Annotated in this window: 14 protein-coding genes and 1 pseudogene; 8 read left to right on the top strand and 7 right to left on the bottom strand. The window is 60.1% G+C overall.

The window, feature by feature from the left end; genetic code table 11:
- Window positions 1-596 precede the first annotated feature (596 nt).
- Window positions 597-861, top strand: a pseudogene (locus tag ACSOSP_RS02030) (plasmid mobilization protein); the annotation flags it as partial.
- Between the two features lie 196 nt (window positions 862-1,057).
- Here the strand turns inward: ACSOSP_RS02030 and ACSOSP_RS02025 are convergent.
- Complete coding sequence (locus tag ACSOSP_RS02025) at window positions 1,058-1,471, bottom strand: DUF2177 family protein (protein ID WP_455309281.1); 414 nt, start codon at window positions 1,469-1,471, stop codon at window positions 1,058-1,060.
- A gap of 384 nt (window positions 1,472-1,855) precedes the next feature.
- Here ACSOSP_RS02025 and ACSOSP_RS02020 point away from each other — a divergent pair, with 384 nt between their 5' ends.
- Together ACSOSP_RS02020 and ACSOSP_RS02015 are read left to right on the top strand one after the other, a co-directional pair.
- Window positions 1,856-2,536 carry a PspA/IM30 family protein gene (locus ACSOSP_RS02020; protein ID WP_455309280.1) on the top strand — a complete coding sequence of 227 codons (681 nt, stop codon included), beginning with the start codon at window positions 1,856-1,858 and terminating at the stop codon, window positions 2,534-2,536.
- Window positions 2,537-2,790: 254 nt separating this feature from the next.
- Window positions 2,791-3,996, top strand: coding sequence for a tetratricopeptide repeat protein (locus tag ACSOSP_RS02015; RefSeq protein WP_455310809.1), 1,206 nt, complete (start codon window positions 2,791-2,793; stop codon window positions 3,994-3,996).
- A 368-nt stretch (window positions 3,997-4,364) separates the two neighbouring features.
- Here the strand turns inward: ACSOSP_RS02015 and glgX are convergent, their stop codons facing one another.
- Complete coding sequence (gene glgX, locus ACSOSP_RS02010) at window positions 4,365-6,563, bottom strand: glycogen debranching protein GlgX (RefSeq protein ID WP_455309279.1); 2,199 nt, start codon at window positions 6,561-6,563, stop codon at window positions 4,365-4,367.
- A 434-nt stretch (window positions 6,564-6,997) separates the two neighbouring features.
- Here glgX and ACSOSP_RS02005 point away from each other — a divergent pair, with 434 nt between their 5' ends.
- From ACSOSP_RS02005 to ACSOSP_RS01995, 3 genes are all read left to right on the top strand, one after another.
- Window positions 6,998-8,413 carry a DUF2252 domain-containing protein gene (locus tag ACSOSP_RS02005; protein WP_455309278.1) on the top strand — a complete coding sequence of 472 codons (1,416 nt, stop codon included), beginning with the start codon at window positions 6,998-7,000 and terminating at the stop codon, window positions 8,411-8,413.
- 251 nt (window positions 8,414-8,664) lie between these two features.
- Window positions 8,665-9,111: a large conductance mechanosensitive channel protein MscL gene (mscL, locus tag ACSOSP_RS02000; RefSeq protein WP_455309277.1), complete on the top strand. Its 447-nt coding sequence runs from the start codon at window positions 8,665-8,667 to the stop codon at window positions 9,109-9,111.
- A gap of 367 nt (window positions 9,112-9,478) precedes the next feature.
- Window positions 9,479-9,970: a hypothetical protein gene (locus ACSOSP_RS01995; protein WP_455309276.1), complete on the top strand. Its 492-nt coding sequence runs from the start codon at window positions 9,479-9,481 to the stop codon at window positions 9,968-9,970.
- 223 nt (window positions 9,971-10,193) lie between these two features.
- On the opposite strand, the gene ACSOSP_RS01990 is transcribed toward ACSOSP_RS01995, so the two are convergent.
- Window positions 10,194-11,342 (bottom strand): IS481 family transposase, encoded by a 1,149-nt coding sequence (locus ACSOSP_RS01990; RefSeq protein ID WP_455309275.1) that lies wholly within the window; start codon window positions 11,340-11,342, stop codon window positions 10,194-10,196.
- A 444-nt stretch (window positions 11,343-11,786) separates the two neighbouring features.
- Between ACSOSP_RS01990 and ACSOSP_RS01985 the strand changes: the two genes are divergently transcribed.
- Window positions 11,787-11,996 (top strand): dodecin, encoded by a 210-nt coding sequence (locus tag ACSOSP_RS01985; protein ID WP_455309274.1) that lies wholly within the window; start codon window positions 11,787-11,789, stop codon window positions 11,994-11,996.
- Between the two features lie 141 nt (window positions 11,997-12,137).
- On the opposite strand, the gene ACSOSP_RS01980 is transcribed toward ACSOSP_RS01985, so the two are convergent.
- From ACSOSP_RS01980 to ACSOSP_RS01965, 4 genes are all read right to left on the bottom strand, one after another.
- Window positions 12,138-13,241, bottom strand: coding sequence for a BMP family ABC transporter substrate-binding protein (locus ACSOSP_RS01980; protein WP_455309273.1), 1,104 nt, complete (start codon window positions 13,239-13,241; stop codon window positions 12,138-12,140).
- Between the two features lie 255 nt (window positions 13,242-13,496).
- Entirely contained in the window at window positions 13,497-14,426 is a 930-nt protein-coding gene (locus tag ACSOSP_RS01975) for an ABC transporter permease (RefSeq protein ID WP_455309272.1), read from the bottom strand.
- A gap of 20 nt (window positions 14,427-14,446) precedes the next feature.
- Complete coding sequence (locus tag ACSOSP_RS01970) at window positions 14,447-15,553, bottom strand: ABC transporter permease (protein ID WP_455309271.1); 1,107 nt, start codon at window positions 15,551-15,553, stop codon at window positions 14,447-14,449.
- Entirely contained in the window at window positions 15,550-17,142 is a 1,593-nt protein-coding gene (locus tag ACSOSP_RS01965) for an ABC transporter ATP-binding protein (protein WP_455309270.1), read from the bottom strand. The genes ACSOSP_RS01970 and ACSOSP_RS01965 overlap by 4 nt, the downstream gene beginning before the upstream one ends.
- Before the next feature lie 269 nt (window positions 17,143-17,411).
- On the opposite strand from ACSOSP_RS01965, the gene ACSOSP_RS01960 reads away from it, so the two are divergent.
- Window positions 17,412-18,344 (top strand): LysR substrate-binding domain-containing protein, encoded by a 933-nt coding sequence (locus tag ACSOSP_RS01960; RefSeq protein ID WP_031364099.1) that lies wholly within the window; start codon window positions 17,412-17,414, stop codon window positions 18,342-18,344.
- Window position 18,345: the final 1 nt, after the last annotated feature.

Raw genomic sequence — 18,345 nt, 5'->3', positions numbered from 1 at the left:
ACCGCGTAACGATAAATGTTGGGGTGAACGAAAGCCGTGGCGGGCTTCGCCATGTAGCCGATGTGTAGCGCTGCTGCCTGCTCGATACATGAAAGCGCTCAAACCGAGCACGTCCATGAAAATTGTTCCAGACCGCTGCGTCGCGTGCCGTTGCCCCCGGACCGGCTGCGCGCTCCCGCGAATGGGCCGTTATCGCATTGTAAGAAAAACTGCAACACTGGCGGCCCCGCGCAGAATAACAGCGCATTTTAAAGAATTCGAGTGCCGAGCACCGGCAGCGACAGGATTTTTTTGTAAGTAAATCCCGTGTAATGGGCCGTCGCGGCAAGTATGCCGATCGAGGCGGCCCGTTCTGTCGCTATCGCGGAAACGGGCCTAGCACCCCTATCTCAATATTGCAAGTGCTCGATGGAGCGGCGTCAGAAACGCGGCTTGCGGAGTGTGCCTTAGCGCACGAGAAGTTGGCAAACCGATATGATGGAAGCGTTGGTTGCGTGGTTTGCCGTACCGCCGAGAACGCCCGAATTGCATCAAATGGCGTTGCCCGTGCCGGATATTGGCCGTTCGGACTTGCCCAGCCCTGCTTGCGAGGCGCTATGACTACCAAACCCAGCGAACGCATCGTCGTTTTCGTCACTCCTGCGCAGAAACTTGCGATCACCAGCACTGCCGACAGCCTTGGCGTCAGCGTCAGCGAACTCATGCGACGCGCCGTATTGAGCTTCAACGCGACCAGTGAACAGGTGAAGGCGGCAAGTCTTGTAGACCGGTTGCGTGCGCCGAAAACACCCGACCCGTTGAATGTTGCCCTGCGGCAAGTCGCCGAACGGGCAGCCGCACGCGAGGCGCGGGACGCGGCACAGGTCGCCAGGGTGGCAAGCAAACGCACATTGGCCGCCGAAGGGCCGAAGCCATTGACTGCGCCTGAACCAGATACGGACGACGTCCTGCCGCAAACCTGCGATTCTGGAGAGGATTTCGGTACGCCTGATGAGTCTGACGAAGACGCATCGTTTTCCGGGCGCGCCTGAAAGGTCGTCGGGCAAGTCGGCCCGGCTCAGTCGAACAGGATCGCACGTGTGGTAATAGCGACCGCAACGGCCGATGCGACTGCGCTTGCCACCGCGCCCCACGCAATATCGATGAAAACGAGCTCCGTGCTCCAGCCTTTCAGCGTCGCCAGATTGGTGAGGTCGTACGTGGCATACGCGACGATCCCGAACATCGCTCCGTTCAGCAGTCCGCGCAAGGCACTCTGCCCCGTGACGCCCGGCACGACACAGAAATACACCAGCCCCACTATGTAGATCGCGTAGAAGACTGCCGCCGCGCCCAGGTTGGGTTTCGGCAATAACAATTCGCCGATCTCCCGCTGATACAAGTTCCGAGAAATCAAGCCAAGCCAGATGGCGTCGAGGGTCAGGAAAACGACGGCTGTAACGGCAAACGCAACGATAAGCATCTTCGACATGGCTGATCCGTTCTCAATTCATTCAAAAACTTGAATTTCCCCAGCGGTACTCGCTAATTCATACGCATGGTGTACCGTTAAGATAAAACGGTTAAGCCCGGTTTAAGCCGTTGCATGGTTTAATACCCCGGTCAAAATCTGGACGCGGCGCGCACGTAAGCTTGAGGAACAAGGTCCATGCATTGCCGACCCAACCTGTCCTCAATGCGCAGATTCCCGCTTCGCAACAAAGTGTATCGGCGAGCTTGCAATCCGTGCGCCCGACCCGATTTACCCGACGCGCGACGCCGTGGGCGCCGCGCTTAATCAAACGCTGACGAATATTCACAGAATGTTCATTAACGTTGCTGCCTGGCAGCCGACTTCATTTCCAGGGGGAAACTCATGTCGCTTTTGGACTCCATCTCGCGCACCGTCAAGGGCCTGTTGAACGACGCCGCCGATACCGTGCAGGACCCGTCGCGGGACGCTCGCCAGATCGTGCGCGAACTCGACGACAGCATTGCAAAGGCCGAGAACTCGCTGATCGAAATTGAAGCGCAGGTCGCCACGCAACAAAGCAAGCGCGACGTTGCTGCCGAGAAGGCAAAGAAGTACGAAGACGGCGCCAAGCGCGCGCTGCAAAGCGGCGACGAAGCGCTGGCTCGTGAAGCGCTGGGCGCGCAGGCAAACGCAGAAACAGAACGCGATGCGCTGGCCGCTGAATTGGTGACGCTGGTGCCGTCGGTGGATCATTTGAAGCAGCAGATCAACGACATGCGCCAGCGCCGCAACGAGCTCAACTCGCGCTCAAACATTCTTCAAGCCAAGCAGCAGATCGCGACGGCCAAAGATGTTGCGGCAACCGCGCTGGGTGGTATCGGTGGCAAGAACCTGTCGGAAGACTTTCAAAAACTGGAAGACAAGGTGCAGCTATCGAATGCCCGCTCGGACGCACGGCTGAATTCGGCCGATCAGAAGAGCGGCAAGGCGCTTGAAGACAAACTTGCTGCGCTCACGCGTGGCCCGTCTGTCGAGGACCGCCTGGAAGCCCTCAAGAAGCAGATCAATACGCCGACGCAGTAAAGTGCCGGTTCCCAGGCCGGCGCGGAAGCTTTGCGCCGGCCGGTGAATAAGCAGGATCAAGAGCGGGACCAAGGCTTGCGCCCTTCGGGGCGAACGCCTGACAGCGTGGACCAGTAATGAGGACAACCTCAAGTCTGCGCGCCGTCGAAGGCGCAGCGAACGGCGCGCTAGCGCGGTTCGCTGCGGGCAGCATTGGGCAATTGCATCGAAATGTCGCATGGAATGGAGACGGGTGCGAACGCCCCGGTTCGCAGATGAAAAAATATGTGATGGCTGTAGTTGCATCGCTGATGCTGGTTTCGGCAACGGCCTTCGCCGCCGTGCCGAGCGCCAGCCAGATCGAGCAGTCGATGACGCAAGGCAACTGGAGCCAGGCCGACGCCCAGTTGAACGAAGTTCTGCAGGCGCATCCGAACAACGCCAAGGCGCATTATTTGTACGCGCAGGTGCTGGATCGCGAAGGCCGCTCCTCCGACGCGCTTGCTCAGGTTCAGCAAGCACGCACGCTTGACCCCGCCATTAAATTTACCGATCCGGCGCGCTTTAACGCCATGGAAGCGCGTATCCGCTCGGATGCGAACCGGGTGAATTCATCGACTAATACGTCCAACTCGACGTCTAACTCGACGTCTGCCTCGGTGACGCGCAATCCGTTCAATCAAGGCGCCGTGGCTGCGCCTGAAAAACATGGGCCTTCTATGGGAATGTGGGTATTGCTTGCGGTCCTGTTCGCCGGGATTGCGCTCGTGTTGCGCTGGGGTCTGAAACGCGCGCGTTCTAACGACGACGGCCAGGCCGACGCCGATCGCCGCACGCAACTCAAGCGCGCGACCGAATTGCTCAACGATGTCCGGTCGCTGAAGCTGGACGTGCGTTTATCGACACAACCGGGTCACGAAGCGATGCTGCAACAAGTCGAAGGCATCGAAACGCAACTTCGCCAGATGGTCGAAGCGCTGTCCAATTCGAAAAATCCCGTGCCGCCCTACGCGATCGAGGATTTGTCGAACCAGATCGAGAGCGTGCGTGCCCGTTCGGAAGGCCGGCCCGATCCGCGTGCCGCAGCAGCGGCGCCGGCAAGTGCCGACGGCCAGTCGGTTTATGCGCAGGAAGCTGAGCGCTTCGGGCGCAATCCGCAAGGTCAGCCCCAGCCGCCCTATTCGCCCTATCCGCAACAGCAGCCGCCGGTCATCGTGCAGCAAGGCGGTGGTTTTGGTGGCGGCATGGGCGGATTGCTGACGGGCGTGTTGCTCGGCGAGGCGCTGTCCGGCGGCAACCGCGAGCGCGTGATTGAACGCGAAGTGCCGGTCGATGACGACGAATTGCGCCGCCGTCGCGGTAACGACAACAACGGCGGTGGCCTCGACTTCGGCAACGGCTCGAACGACTGGAGCGACAATGGCGGCGGCAGCGGCGTCGACCTCGGCAGCAACGATTCCGGCAACTGGGACAACTCCTGATCCAACTGCCGCTGCGCTGGATGTTAAAAAAGCTCCGGACGAATCCAAAACGATTTGTCCGGAGCTTTTTTATTGGAAGAGCAAATTAGTCGCAAAGCGCGCCTTCATCCGCCCCCGAGAAAACGCAGCAACGCCCAGAGGAATTTGAAGAATCCCACTATAAATTCCCAGATGCGCTCCAGCTGATCCCAGTTAGCGACACGCATGAGCGCCTCGAAGATCATATCGACTGGGTGCACTGCACGATACGCTGCGATGCGGATGAAAACGGCGGGCGGCAAGGTAAGCGAAACAGCGGGTCAAGGTTCATGACCCGCATGATAGCGGTTACAAACCACTGCCGTAGATCACGCTCCCCTCGCGCTCCCTTACGCCGCGTTACCGCCCTCCGGTTCGACTTCGTCGGTGAGCGCTTCTTCCAGGCGCTTGAAAATCCGCTTGGTCGCGCCGCGCGCATGCAGCGCGAAGAGCAGCAACGACCGTCCGGTCACCTGATAGATCGCGCCCGAATCGAAGTCTTCCAGCTCTTCGCGGATCGGCGCGTTCGTGTCGATCAGGCAACTCCACTGGTCACTGCCCGGGATCTCGGGCAGCGTCAGGTCCACCACGTCGTGATGCGCGTTGACCACGATCAGCAGCGTGGCATCCGATGCCGGACGGCGAATGCCCGTTGCTTGCGCGCGCCCGTCAATCACGAGCCCGAAGCAGCGCATCGACGGATCGTCCCATTGTTCCGGCGTCAGTTCCTCGCCCGATGGGCTCAGCCATTTGACGTCGGAGAGCTGCAAGTCTTCGTGGTATTCGCCCGTCAGGAAACGTCCCCGGCGCAGCACCGGCAGCGTGTGCCGCAAGGTCGTGAGCTTGCGCACGAAATCGTTCAGCGCGCGACCGTCGTCGTCGATGTCCCAGTTGACCCAGCTGATGTCGTCGTCCTGGCAATACGCGTTGTTGTTGCCTTGTTGCGTGCGGCCGAATTCGTCGCCGGCCAAAATCATTGGCGTACCTTGCGAAAACAGCAGCGTGGCCAGCATGTTGCGCTTCTGGCGTTCACGCAACGCGCGGATCTCGGGGTCGTCGGTCGGGCCTTCCGCGCCGCAATTCCACGAGCGGTTGTCCGAGCTGCCGTCGTTGTTGTCCTCGCCGTTTGCCTCGTTGTGCTTCTCGTTGTACGAGACCAGGTCGTTCAGCGTAAAACCATCGTGCGCGGTGATGAAGTTCACGCTCGCCCACGGACGGCGGCCGCGGTGGTTGAAATGATCGCCGGAACCGGTGATACGCGTGGCCAACTCTGCCGCCACGCCTTCTTCGCCCTTCCAGAACTCGCGCACGGTATCGCGGAATTTGTCGTTCCACTCCGCCCAGCCCGGCGGAAAACCACCGACCTGATATCCGCCCGGACCGCAATCCCAAGGCTCGGCGATCAGCTTCACGCTGGAGAGAATCGGGTCCTGGCGGCAGCTGTCGAGGAAGCCGCCGCCTTCGTCGAAGCCGTAGGTCTCGCGGCCGAGGATGGTCGCGAGATCGAAGCGGAAACCGTCCACGTTCATTTCCGTGACCCAGTAGCGCAGGCTGTCGGTAACCATCTGCAGGACGCGCGGATGCGACAGGTTGAGCGTGTTGCCCGTGCCGGTATCGTTGATGTAGTAACGCTTGTCTTCTGGCAATCGATAGTACGACGCGTTGTCGATACCCTTGAACGACAGCGTCGGGCCCCGTTCGTTGCCTTCGGCGGTGTGGTTGTAGACCACGTCGAGAATGATCTCGAGGCCTGCTTCGTGGAAGCGGTCGATCATCTGCTTGAGTTCCGCGACCGCGCCCGGGCCTTGCGCAAAGAAGCGCGGATCGGCGGCGAAAAAGCCGATCGTGTTGTAGCCCCAGTAGTTGGTGAGACCTTTGTCGGTGAGATGGCTATCGTCCACGAATGCATGAATGGGCAGCAATTCAACCGATGTCACCCCCAGGCTCTTGATGTGCTCGATGACTTCCTTCGTGCCCAATCCCTCGAACGTGCCGCGCAGATGCTCGGGTACGGCCGGGTGGCGTTTCGTGTAACCGCGCACATGGGTCTCGTAGAAGATGGTCTGTTCCCAAGGCACGCGAACGCGTGTCGGATGGACCCACGAAAAACTCTGGTCGACCACCTGGCACTTTTGCACGAACGGTGCGCTGTCGCGTTCATCGAACGTGAGGTCGTCGCCGTCCGCGTTCAGGGTGTAGCCGAACACCGCCGGGTCCCACTTCAGCTCACCCACGTGCGCCTTCGCGTACGGGTCGAGCAACAGCTTGTTCGGATTGAAACGATGCCCGTTCTCCGGCTCGTAAGGACCATGTACACGATACCCATAGACAGCGCCCGGTTTCAGACCGAACAGATAGACGTGGAAAACTTCATCGGTGTATTCCGGCAATTCGATGCGTTCGAGTTCCTTCTCGCCGAGTTGATCGAAGAGGCACAGTTCGACCTTCGTAGCGTGCGCGGAGAACAGGGCGAAGTTGACGCCCTCGCCGTCCCAGGTCGCGCCGAGGGGAAACGGCGAGCCTTCGGCAATGCGGATATCGTGTGCCATGTATGCGAGTGTCCAGGTGTTGGATGCTTCAATCGATATGTGATGGTGCTCCAACCCGCCGCGCCGCGAGCGCATGGCGAGTCGTTAGCCGGGATGCGACGGCGGATTTAAGCGCCATGCGTGCAACCTCATCCCGAGCCCACGGTCAGAAGGAACAGCAGGTTTCGTGCCTATCGCGGGGCGTCGTTTTCGGACACCTTCCAACAAGTGCTATGTTGCCTCAGTCATACGGCGGGACGGCTTCGCCTTTCAAGGCGGCAAAGAAACCGCCGGCCCTGGCCTCTGGACCCCTGGACTGTACGAAATCGCTCTTGGCGCGCATTGTGCTCTCGCGGTTCTTGTCTTGCGTCGCATGCAACGGACGCGGCGCAAAGCGGCGCAGTCAACAAAATCGCGCACGCCTTGTTCGATAGACCAACCTGAGGAAAGCAGTCTTGCCCACCCAGCCCTCACTATCCGCAAATCCTCTCGCCAGCTTGTCCGGTACGTCCATCGGCACCGCTGAGGAAAGCCGTGTTCTCGGGCGCTCGCTGCGCGACTCGGTCTCCTTCGACGCGCACGCAGCCTGGCAGCCTGAAGCCGGCCGCCCGGACCCCGTGGCGCGTGTACTCGCCAACAACGCCGGCCGGCAAGAGCGGTTGATCCCTCTGCGCATGTCGCGCATGGCTGCGTCGCCGTTTGCGTTCCTGCGCGGCGCGGCGAGCGTGATGGCCTGGGATCTTGCGCACACGCCGTCCATTGGCCATCACGTGATGATCGATGGCGATGCCCATCTGAACAATTTTGGCCTGTTCCGCACGCCCCGGCAGGACGTGGTTTTCGACCTGAACGACTTCGATGAAACGCTGGTCGCCCCGTGGGAATGGGATCTGAAGCGGCTCACCGCCAGCATCAACGTGGCGGCGCGCGAAAACGGCGTTGACGCCGCCGGCCGCGAGCAAGCCGTGCGCTTCGCCTGCGCCGCTTACCGGACCACCATGTCGACGCTGGCCCAGGTGCCCACTTACGAGCTATGGCAAATGCGCTCGTATGCGAGCGTGTTGCATATCGAAGCACCGGTCACGCTCGATCCTGCCGAGAAAGCGACCATTGCCAAGGCCGTCGAGCGCGCGACCAAACGCAGTCACGCGACGATGCTGGCTCGCGTCGCCGAGCCTAGCGGCAAAAGCTGGCGTTTTCGCGACGAGCCGCCGATCCTGACCCGTCTGGACGCCGCGGAAAAAAACCACGTTACCGAGGGGCTGCGCGGGTATTTGCAAACCATCGCGGGCGAGTGGCGGACGATGCTCGAACGCTACGACGTCGTCGATGTCGCGCATCGCGTGGTGGGCGTGGGCAGCGTCGGGACGCGCGCGTATTTGTTATTGCTGCTCGGACGGGCTCATGCCGATCCGCTATTCATGCAGGTCAAGGAGGGCATTGTGCCGGCGGCTGCGCCGTTCGTACCGGCGCTCGCTGAACCGTTCAGCCATCAGGGGCGGCGCGTGGTGCATGGCCAGCGCCTGCTGCAAAGCTCTTCCGACCCGTTGCTCGGCTGGACGACCATTTCGGGCCGCGACTTCTACGTGCGGCAGATGAAGAACATCCGCGGCTCGATTCCGGTCGACTGGCTGCACGGCGCGACCTTCGATTTCTACGCCTGGTGCCTCGGCTTGCTGCTCGCGCGCGCTCATGCCCGCACGGGCGATGCCGCGCTGATCGCCGGTTATTGCGGTAACTCGGACCGTCTGGATGCCGCTTATGCACGCTGGGCCGAAAGCTATGGTGCGCAGACCGTCGTTGACCACGCCACGTTCGTCGAGGCAATCGCGCAGGGCCGTGTCATAGCGGCGGCGCCCGAAAAAGCATAGCAGTGCGATGAGCGCGAACGAAAGGCAAACAAGCAGAATCCATCCGCCAAACCCTATCCGATCCGCCGATGACGTCAAAAAGCCGGAACGCACACGCGACCGATTGGCTATCATTGTCGTTATCCGTTTAAAAACGGTGAGAGCCTGAACAGAAAGCAAAGCCGGGACGGCAGCTGAGAATATGCGGCACGTCGTCGAATGGCACATACCTTGCTGCCGATTCTTATGATCTTTAATGGAGGAAGCAACGCATGAGCATGATTGAAGAGTTCAAGAGCTTCGCCCTCAAGGGCAACGTGATGGATCTGGCGGTCGGTGTGATTATCGGCGGCGCGTTTTCGACCATCGTCAATTCGATCGTCAAGGATTTGATCATGCCGATCGTGGGGCTAGTCACGGGCGGGCTTGATTTTTCCAACATGTTCATCAAGCTCGGTAATATCCCGCCCACGTTCAAGGGCAATCCCGACTCGTACAAAGACTTGCAGACGGCAGGTGTCGCCGTGTTCGGTTACGGTTCGTTCATTACGGTGCTGATCAACTTCATCATCCTGGCGTTCATCATTTTCCTGATGGTCAAGTTCATCAACAAGCTGCGCAAGGCGGAGGAGCCCGCACCGCCGCCTGCTGTAACGCCGGAAGACGTGTTGTTACTGCGCGAGATCCGCGATTCGCTGAAGACTTCGCCGCGCATTTGACCTGCGGGTCTGACGTGAGTCTCTGAGGTAAGCCTCTGGGACAGCGGCGATCCAGAAAGCCCGTGACGGCCGTCGCGGGCTTTTTCGTTTTCGGGCGCAACCGCGAGGTTGGTTGCCTTCGTGACACGCGTTTGAATTTTCTGGCGATTTTTCATCGCAGCGAGGTTTCGTAGGTCTATTATTGAGACAGAAACATGCGAGCCGCAGCAGGATTATCGGCATGATTCGTGCGCCACCATCAGGTCGGTCCGAGCATGACCGGCGTGCGGTGTCCTAAACTGAATCGCCGTGAATCCACCACTTCGATGTGCTATAAAAGATCGACGTGTCCAGACAAACGAGCGGCCCGCCAGACGGGAGTGGCCGCATGAGGACGCTGCGTTTTTTGCAATTCTTTTTCAGGCGAATTTTTATGTCCTTCCCGAAAAAGCGTAGACGCGCCAAGGTCGAGGGCGACGAGTCTTTTCTCGCCGTGCTTCGGCATTTCAAGCCGTTTGGTCAGTTGGATACCAAGATTGCACGGGCTCGCGCGCAAGATGAACCGGTGTTGTATGCGCACGTGCTGCCGGGGCTTGATGTGCTTCTCTGCAGCGTTCGTGGCGCGCAACCACCGTATCCGGCGGTGGAGGAGTTGCATCGCCGGTGCATCGAATGCATTACGAACGCGCTGGAGCAACCGCTCGACGGGCTTGAGAATGGCGGTTACTGGTATGAAGCCAACGGGTTTGGGGTTCTTGTGTTTGCAAGCCGGGCTCGGACGCAGATTTTGAACGAGTTTGGGGCTTCGGCAAGTGCCAGGTCCAGGCGCGGCGCGCGGCGGCAGGATGCGGGGGATGCGGCTTCAAGGCCCTTACGGTAGATGTTCGCACCGGTGGACGGGGTTTTGGGTGGCCGGCGGTTTGGGGGTTAGCGCGGTCTGAGTCAATGCCGGGTTGCTGCTTTCGGCCTTAGCGGACTGCATGAGTGAGCTAATTTCTTTATCACTATTAGCCACTGCGCGTGGCGGCGCGTCATTTCTTTGTCCAAAGCTGTTTAGACCGGGGACATGGTTGACACATGTGCGAGGACATAGCTGACACATTTCATAATGAAATAACGGGCTGGTTCAGGTCAAGTTCCATGACGCGATGGTGATAGAAATAAAAATCGATCAAACCGTCTTTTTCCGCATTCGGACGCGCCGCCACGTCGGTCAACTCCAGTGAGCGCGACACTTTGAGTTGGTGACTCCGGAATGTAAATCGGCCGTGCCATCCGACTCGCACGATCTCGTCGTCGGGGCCGTATTCCGGCTCGGGCAGGCTCTGGGGGAAAGCCCTGTCACTGGCTCGATAGCGCGTGACGGGCGTGCTCATGCCGATGCCTTCGTGCGGTCGTTGGTTGTTATAAAGCGCGCGCCAGCGCTCAAACTCCGCCTGCACCTCCCGGTGTGTCACAAAGCTCCTCCCGGCGAGCACTTCAGCCTTCAGTGAGCGGTGAAATCGCTCATTCTTGCCATTGGTCTGCGGGTGGTAGGGACGGCTGTAGCTCACGTGGATGCCCAATCGAATGAGCCAGATGGCCAGCTCCGTCAACTGTCCGAGTTGCTTGGACGCTCCCCACGGCGCACCGTTGTCGGTGTTGATCTGACGCGGCAGTCCGTAGGTGGCGAAAGCGCGTTGCAGGTGGGCTTGCACGGTGGCCGTATTCTGGAAAGCACAGGCTTGCAGGGCCACGTTAAAGCGCGAATGGTCGTCAATCACAGTCAGCGGATGACAGCGGCCCTCGCCCACGGTGGGAAAGTGTCCTTTGAAATCCATCTGCCACAACTCGTTGGGTTGTTCGCGCTCAAAGCGCTGCCAGGCGGTGGCAGCAGCCGATGCCTGAGGCGTGATTTTGCCGTGCCGATTCAGGATCGACGTAATCGTACTGGGCGCTGGCGGCGACACCTGGGCATGATCACTCAGATATCGACCGATCTTGCGTGCGCCCCAGGCGGGGTTTTGCGCACGCACCCCAAGCACGTGCTGCTCAATCACGGGCGAGGTAATCGACGGCTGACTCAACGGCCGACGCGACTGATCGGCCAGACCCGCCCGCCCTTGTTCTTTGAATCGGTTGAGCCACTTGTAGCCGCTCTGGCGGCTAATACCAAACCGCCGGCAGAGCTCGGCAAACGGCACGCTCTGATGTAAGGCAAGTTCGACGAACTCTTGGCGCAGTTTCATGGTGTCTCGCGGGTTCCACGGCATGGGGCACTCAAGGCAGTTGGACTGCCCGAAAGTGTCAACCATGTCCCCGCACACCTGTCAGCTATGTCCCCGGTCTAAACACAAAGCGACAAAGAAACGAAGCAAAGAAAGCGCTTTCAAAACGCGGGCTCGTAAGTTGACCCAGCGTGCAGTTTCCACGTTTTTGGCACCCCAAAAGTACGGTGCTCGCCAGAGCCACGGATGTTTGAAACCCTCCTTCTCCGAACACCGATAGCCACACGCTTCGCCACCAGTGACTGAACCTGCCACAGGTGCACCCCGCGCTATCCGCGAACAACCGCGCGCTGGTTAGTCCGCATCTGGTCTCCCGCCCCCGTGAAAGAACTGAGTGCGAACGGTTTTCCCTTGGCGCATGATTTGCTCAGTCCTACGGACAACACTCCAACGTGCTATGTCAACAGGCTGCCATCAAAGGAGAACACAATGACCAATCACGTCTACAAACAAATCGAACTCACCGGCTCGTCCAGCCAGTCTAGCGACGACGCAATCCGCGTCGCACTCGAAAAAGCCTCAAAAACACTGCGCAACCTCCACTGGTTCGAAGTCATCGGCACCCGCGGGCAAGTCGAGGACGGCAAAGTCGCTCACTGGCAAGTCACGCTTAAAGTTGGCCTGCGAATCGACGATTAAGATTAATCACGACGCAGACAATAAAGGCCGCGCTATCCTAAGCGCGGCCTTTCTTATGACGGAAACGATGACAAACATCAGGTAAGTTTTGCGAAGCCGCTTACTGCTTCCAGCGGCATCGCATATTGCGCCGTCGTTAATTTATTTCGGTAACGACCCGTCAACGCCTTCCACGTACCAGTTGATCCGTTGCAATTCCGGATCCGTCAGGTTCTGGCCAGCCGCAATCTTGACCGCACCCGACTGGTCCTTCACCGGACCCATGAACACATCCCACTTGCCGCTCTGCAGTTGCTCACGCTTGGCTTCTACTGCCTGCACCGCCTTCGCCGGCACGACCGCCGTGTTGATGTCCTCAAGGTTCACCGCCTTTTGCGGCATTCCCAGCCAGACCGGATCCGTCTTGACCTTGCCATCCAGAAGCTGCTGGATCATCGAGTTGTAATACACCTCCCAATGCTGCACCACCGAACCCAAATGCGCGCTCGGACCAAACTTCTGCATGTTCGAATCCCATCCGAATGCATACACCTTCTTCTCAGCCGCCGTCGCCAGCGTCGCATTCGAATCGGTGTTCTGCAACAACACATCCGCACCCTGACCGATCAGCGTTTCCGCCGCCTGCTTTTCCTTGCCCGGATCGAACCAGCTATTGATCCAGATCACCTTCGTATGGATCTTCGGATTCACTGACCGCGCGCCCAACGTGTACGCGTTGATGTTGCGGATCACCTCAGGAATCGGCACCGATGCAACAAACCCCAACGTGTTCGTTTTCGTCACGTACCCCGCCGCGACACCGGCAAGATACGCGCCCTGGTACATGCGGTTATCGTAGACGCCGAAGTTTTTCGCCTTCTTGTAACCCGTCGCGGTCAGGAACGTGATGTCCGGAAAGTCACGCGCCACCTTCAACTCGAAATCCTGGTAACCGAAACTGGTCCCCACGATCACCTTGTTGCCTTTCGCAGCCAGATCGCGGAAGACACGCTCCGAATCCGCAGATTCGGGCACGTCTTCCACCCGCGTGATCTTGATCTTGCTGCCGTACTTGGCCTCCACGTCTTTCGTGCCGGCATCGTGGGCAAAGGTCCAGCCTGCATCGCCGGGGTTGCCGAGGTAGACGAACGCGACGCCCGGCGCATCAGCGGCCCGCGCGGGTCCGGCAACCATCGCGGCGGATAGCGCGAGCATCGTGCCCACGGCTCCGGCCGCGCCCAAAGTGTTCAGCCAGCTTTTCTTCATCGTGTTTCTCCTGTCGATGGTTCGATGATGTTTGTAAAAATCGTGTGGCAATGTTTTTGGCCAAAATCCGGCCCGTAGTTCGGAACCTCAGTCAGCCTTTCGAGCGCGTCAGCATGCGCCACGAACGTGCATCGTATTGATGACCAAGGCTGGCAAGAGCTCGCGCGTCCTAAGAGTGACGCCTGACGAGTAGCACATGGAATTCGCATCAGCCACGCGCTAAGAAGCCACACAGCGAGCACCCCGCCCCAACCATCAGCTCGCCGCAAAAAACGGCTTGCCGAGCGACGCAGGCGCGTTCAGCTTGATCGTGTTCGGATTGCGCGAAATGATTACCAGCACGACGATCGTCGCGATGTACGGCAGCATCGCCAGGAACTGCGTCGGGATCGGCACGCCAATGGCCTGCGCGTAAAACTGCAACGCCATCACCGCGCCGAACAGCAGCGCGCCGATCAGCAGCCGCCCCGGCCGCCACGTCGCGAACACGACCAGCGCCAGCGCGATCCAGCCGCGCCCCGACGTCAACTGTTCCTGCCACAAATGCAGATAGACGATCGAGTAATAACCGCCCGCAATGCCCGCCATCCCGCCGCCGAAAAGCGTCGCGCCGTAGCGCACGCCGACCACCGGAAAACCCACGGAATGCGCGACCGAAGGCGATTCGCCCACCGAGCGCAACACCAGCCCCGCGCGAGTTCGATACAAAAACCAGCTGATCACGCCGAACATGATGAACGCGAGATAACCGAGCGGCGTCAGCGTGAAAAACGCCGGGCCGATCACGGGAATGGAGGTAAGACCGGGAATGGGAAGCACGTCGATGGTCGCACGCACCGCCGCCGACGTATAAGGCTTGCCGATATACGCCGAAAACCCGATGCCAAAAATAGTCAGCGACAACCCCGTGGCGACCTGGTTCGCAAGCATGGTGATGGTCAGGAACGCGAACACAAGCGACATCAGCACGCCGGCGACAATCGCGCCCAGAATGCCGAGCCACGGATTTCCGGTGATCGCGGTGACGGCGTAACCGGTCACGGCGCCCATCAGCATCATGCCTTCCACGCCAAGGTTCAACACCCCCGATTTCTCCGCGACGAGCTCCCCCGCACCGGCGAACATCAACGGAATGGCGGCGACAACGGCGCTCGAGGAAAGCGAACTGGCCTGATTGATATCCATAGGTTTCTAGTCCGCTTTGATTACGAATGCGCATGCGTCGCGACCCGGCGCCGCACGCGATAGTTGACGAACAGGTCCGCGCCCAGAAGGCAAAACAGCAGCAGCCCCTGGAACACGCCGGCGAGCGCCTGCGGCAATTGCAGCGACGTCTGTACCGCTTCGCCGCCCAGATACAGCAACGCCATCAACAAGCTCGCGAGCACGATGCCAACCGGATGCAAGCGCCCGACGAACACCACGATGATCGCCGTAAAGCCATACCCGGGTGACCAGCTCGCCTGCAATTGTCCGATCGGCCCGGCCACCTCGCCCATGCCAGCCAGCCCGGCCAGGCCGCCGCTCAGAAGCAAGGAGGTCCAGATGGCCTTTTTATCGGAGAAACCGGCGTAGCGGGCTGCCAGCGGCGCCAGGCCACCCACGTTCATCCGATACCCCGCGAAGCTCTTGCGCATGAACAACCAGACAAGCGGAATCGCGATCACGGTGAGAAACACGGATGCATTGATCCGCGTGCCCTTCAGCCACCCCCAACCCCAATCGCCGTAGAGGCGGGGGTATAGCGCCGAATCGCCGAACATCGCCGAGATCGGGAAGTTCATGCCCTCAGGGTCACGCCATGGACCGCTCACCAGATAGATCAGCAACTGCGTTGCAACGTAGGTGAGCATCAGGCTCGTCAGGATTTCGTTCGTGTTGAAACGGCTCTTGAGCAACGCGGGAATCGCAGCCCATGCCATGCCGCCTATTACGCCGCCAATCATCATTAACGGCAGGATCCACCAGCCGGTGGCGTCGCCGACATGAATCGCTATGCCGCCCGCCACGATCCCGCCCAGCAGCATCTGCCCTTCAGCGCCGATGTTCCACACGTTCGCCCGATACCCCACCGCCAACCCCAGCGCGATCAGGCATAGCGGCGAGGCCTTCAGCACGAGCTCGGACCAGCCGTTCACGTTCGACAACGGTTCGATGAAAAAGCCATGCATCGCACGCAGCGGATCTTGGCCGACCAGCGTAAAAATCAGGAAGCCGATGATCAGCGTCAGCACCGCCGCGACCAGCGGCACGGCAAGCTGCATGGCACGGGACGGCGTCGGACGCGCTTCGAGTCGATAAGGAAAATTCATTGTGTGGGGGCCGTGGTGTCGAGGGCGACGGAGTCCGCGCGATTGCCATCGAAGAGACCGGCCATGAAGAGGCCGATTTCTTCTGCGTTAGTCAGACCGGTTTCACGGACCGGAGAAAGCTTGCCGCGAGCGAGAACGGCGATGCGGTCGCAGATATCGAAGAGTTCTTCCAGCTCCTCCGATATCACGAGGATCGCCACGCCGCGCGCGGCCAGATCCAGCAGTTGTTGCCGGATGAAACCCGCTGCGCCGACATCGACGCCCCAGGTCGGTTGCGCAACGACGAGCACCTTCGGCTCCTGCAAGATCTCGCGTCCCACGATGAACTTCTGCAAGTTCCCGCCCGACAAGCTTTGCGCGAGCGCGCCGTTGCCGCCGCAGCGGACATCGAATGCGCTGATGCAGCGATCGGCAAACGCGCGCATGGTTTTCGTGCTGATCCAGCCGCCACGCACCATGCGTTCGCGATGCCCGGTCAGCAGCGCATTTTCCGCCAGCGACATGGCCGGCACTGCTCCGCGCCCGAGGCGTTCCTCGGGCACGAAGGCGAAGCCGAGCGTGCGCCTTCCACCAGCGCTGTAGCGCGCGGCCGGCTGGCCGACGATGGTGATGGCATCGGGCGCAACGTGTTTATCGCGGATCTCGCCAGATAGCGCAGCCAGTAACTCCGCCTGCCCGTTCCCCGATACCCCCGCGATGCCGAAAATTTCCCCTGCATGCACCGAGAACGAAACGTCCTGAAGCGATGTACCAAACGGATCGGCGCTTGCCACCGACAAGTTCTTCACCGCGAGCTTCACATCACCTGGCGTATGTTCGCGGCGTGTGTAATCGGGCAGCGAATGCCCGACCATCAGTTGTGCGAGCGATGCGTGGCTTTCCTTGCGCGGATCGACGTGTCCGGTCACGCGGCCGCCGCGCATGACGGTCGCGGTCTGGCACAGCGCCTGGATTTCATCGAGCTTGTGGCTGATATAGAGAATGCTGCATCCCTCCGATGCCAGTCTCCTCAGCACCGTAAAGAGCTTTTTAACCGCTTGCGGTGTGAGCACGGACGTGGGTTCGTCCATGATCAGCAGCCGCGGGTTTTGCAGCAGGCACCGCACGATCTCCACGCGCTGGCGTTCGCCCACCGCGAGACTGTGCACGTGGCGTTGCGGATCGACATCGAGCCCGTATTCCGCCGATACCTCGCGAATCCGCTTGCCGAGCGTCTTGAGGTCGAACTTTTCGTCGAGAGCAAGCGCGATGTTTTCGCCCACCGTCAGCGTCTCGAACAGCGAGAAGTGCTGGAACACCATGCCGATGCCCAGCTTCCTTGCCGCCGCCGGACTGCTGATCTCGACCGTTTCGCCCTCCCAGCGAATCTCGCCTTCGTCCGGACGCACCGCGCCGTAGATGATCTTCATCAGCGTGGACTTGCCCGCGCCGTTCTCGCCGAGCACGGCGTGGATTTCACCCGGTTCGACGATAAGCGTCACGTCGTCATTGGCCTTGACGGCGGGATATTGCTTGCTGATGCCGTGTAGCGCGAGGCGCGATGTAAGCGCACCGCCCGGCTGAATGGATGAGGAAATGGCGTCGCCCATATGGACTCAGAAAGTGCGGAAATTGCGCAAAACCGGGATGACCGGCATGTGGGCAACGGAAACAACCAGTCTGCGAGTAAAAGATACCCAAAACGGTGCGGGCCGTCGATTGCTCAAAATAGTGCGCGCAATTAGCAACAGCACGGTGTTGCGCAGCTTGCAACGAGTGTGCTTGCGGGTATGCCCAGCTTGACGGAAACAATGTGTCATATTAAAAACGATATGTTCTGCACCCTGGTCGATCAGCCTGACCGTATATTGGAGAGAAGATGAGTCAGCAACGCGAAGCGATCGACACTTACCTGTTACGCGTCCTTCACACCCTCTTGATGGAGCGCAGCGTCACGCGCGCGGCCGTCAAGCTCAATCAGTCACAACCCGCCATCAGCGCGGCGCTGCGGCGTCTGCGCGATATCACCGGCGATCCGCTGCTCGTGCGCGGCAAAGCCGGCATGGTGCCGACCGAGTACGGCCTGCGCCTGCTCGAACCCACGCAAAACGCGCTGCGCGAAATCGAACGCATCAAGGTTCAGCAGCACAACTTCGAACCCTCGACTTCCGTGCGGTGTTATCGCATTGGCTGCCCGGATTATCTGAACGTGCTGTTCGTGCCGACCGTGGTGGAGCGCTTTCGGATAGCCGCGCCCAACGCCACGCTCGAATTTCATTCGCTGGGTCCCGCTTTCGACTACGAACTCGCGCTGGAGGACGGCAAGCTCGATATCGTGGTGGGCAACTGGCCCGAGCCGCCTGAACAACTGCATCTCTCGAATCTTTTCGTCGACAAGATCGTTTGTCTCGTCAGTTCGAATCATCCGTTTGCCCGCCGCGGTGCGCTTACGCTCGACCAATATCTGAACGCGCCGCACCTCGCGCCTACGCCGTATTCCGTCGGCCAGCGCGGCGCGATCGATGTGCATCTGGCACGCGAGCGCCTCAAGCGCCATGTGGTTGTTACGCTGCCCTACTTCAATCTTGCGCCTTACGTGCTGATCAAGTCGGACCTCGTGTTCACCACCACGCGCCTCTTCGCCGATCACTACGCCAAGTTCTTGCCGCTGACCGTGGTGCCCGCACCGCTCGATTTCCCGCCGATGCAGTACTACCAACTGTGGCACGAGCGCTGCCATTATTCCGACGAAGTGCGGTGGCTGCGCCACCTCGTCGCCGATGCCACCCGCTCGCTGATCGAAGCGCCTTAAT

Source organism: Caballeronia sp. KNU42 (genome assembly GCF_053760385.1).
The sequence above is the reverse complement of the archived record's forward strand: the minus strand, read 5'-3'. Positions and strand labels throughout refer to the sequence as shown.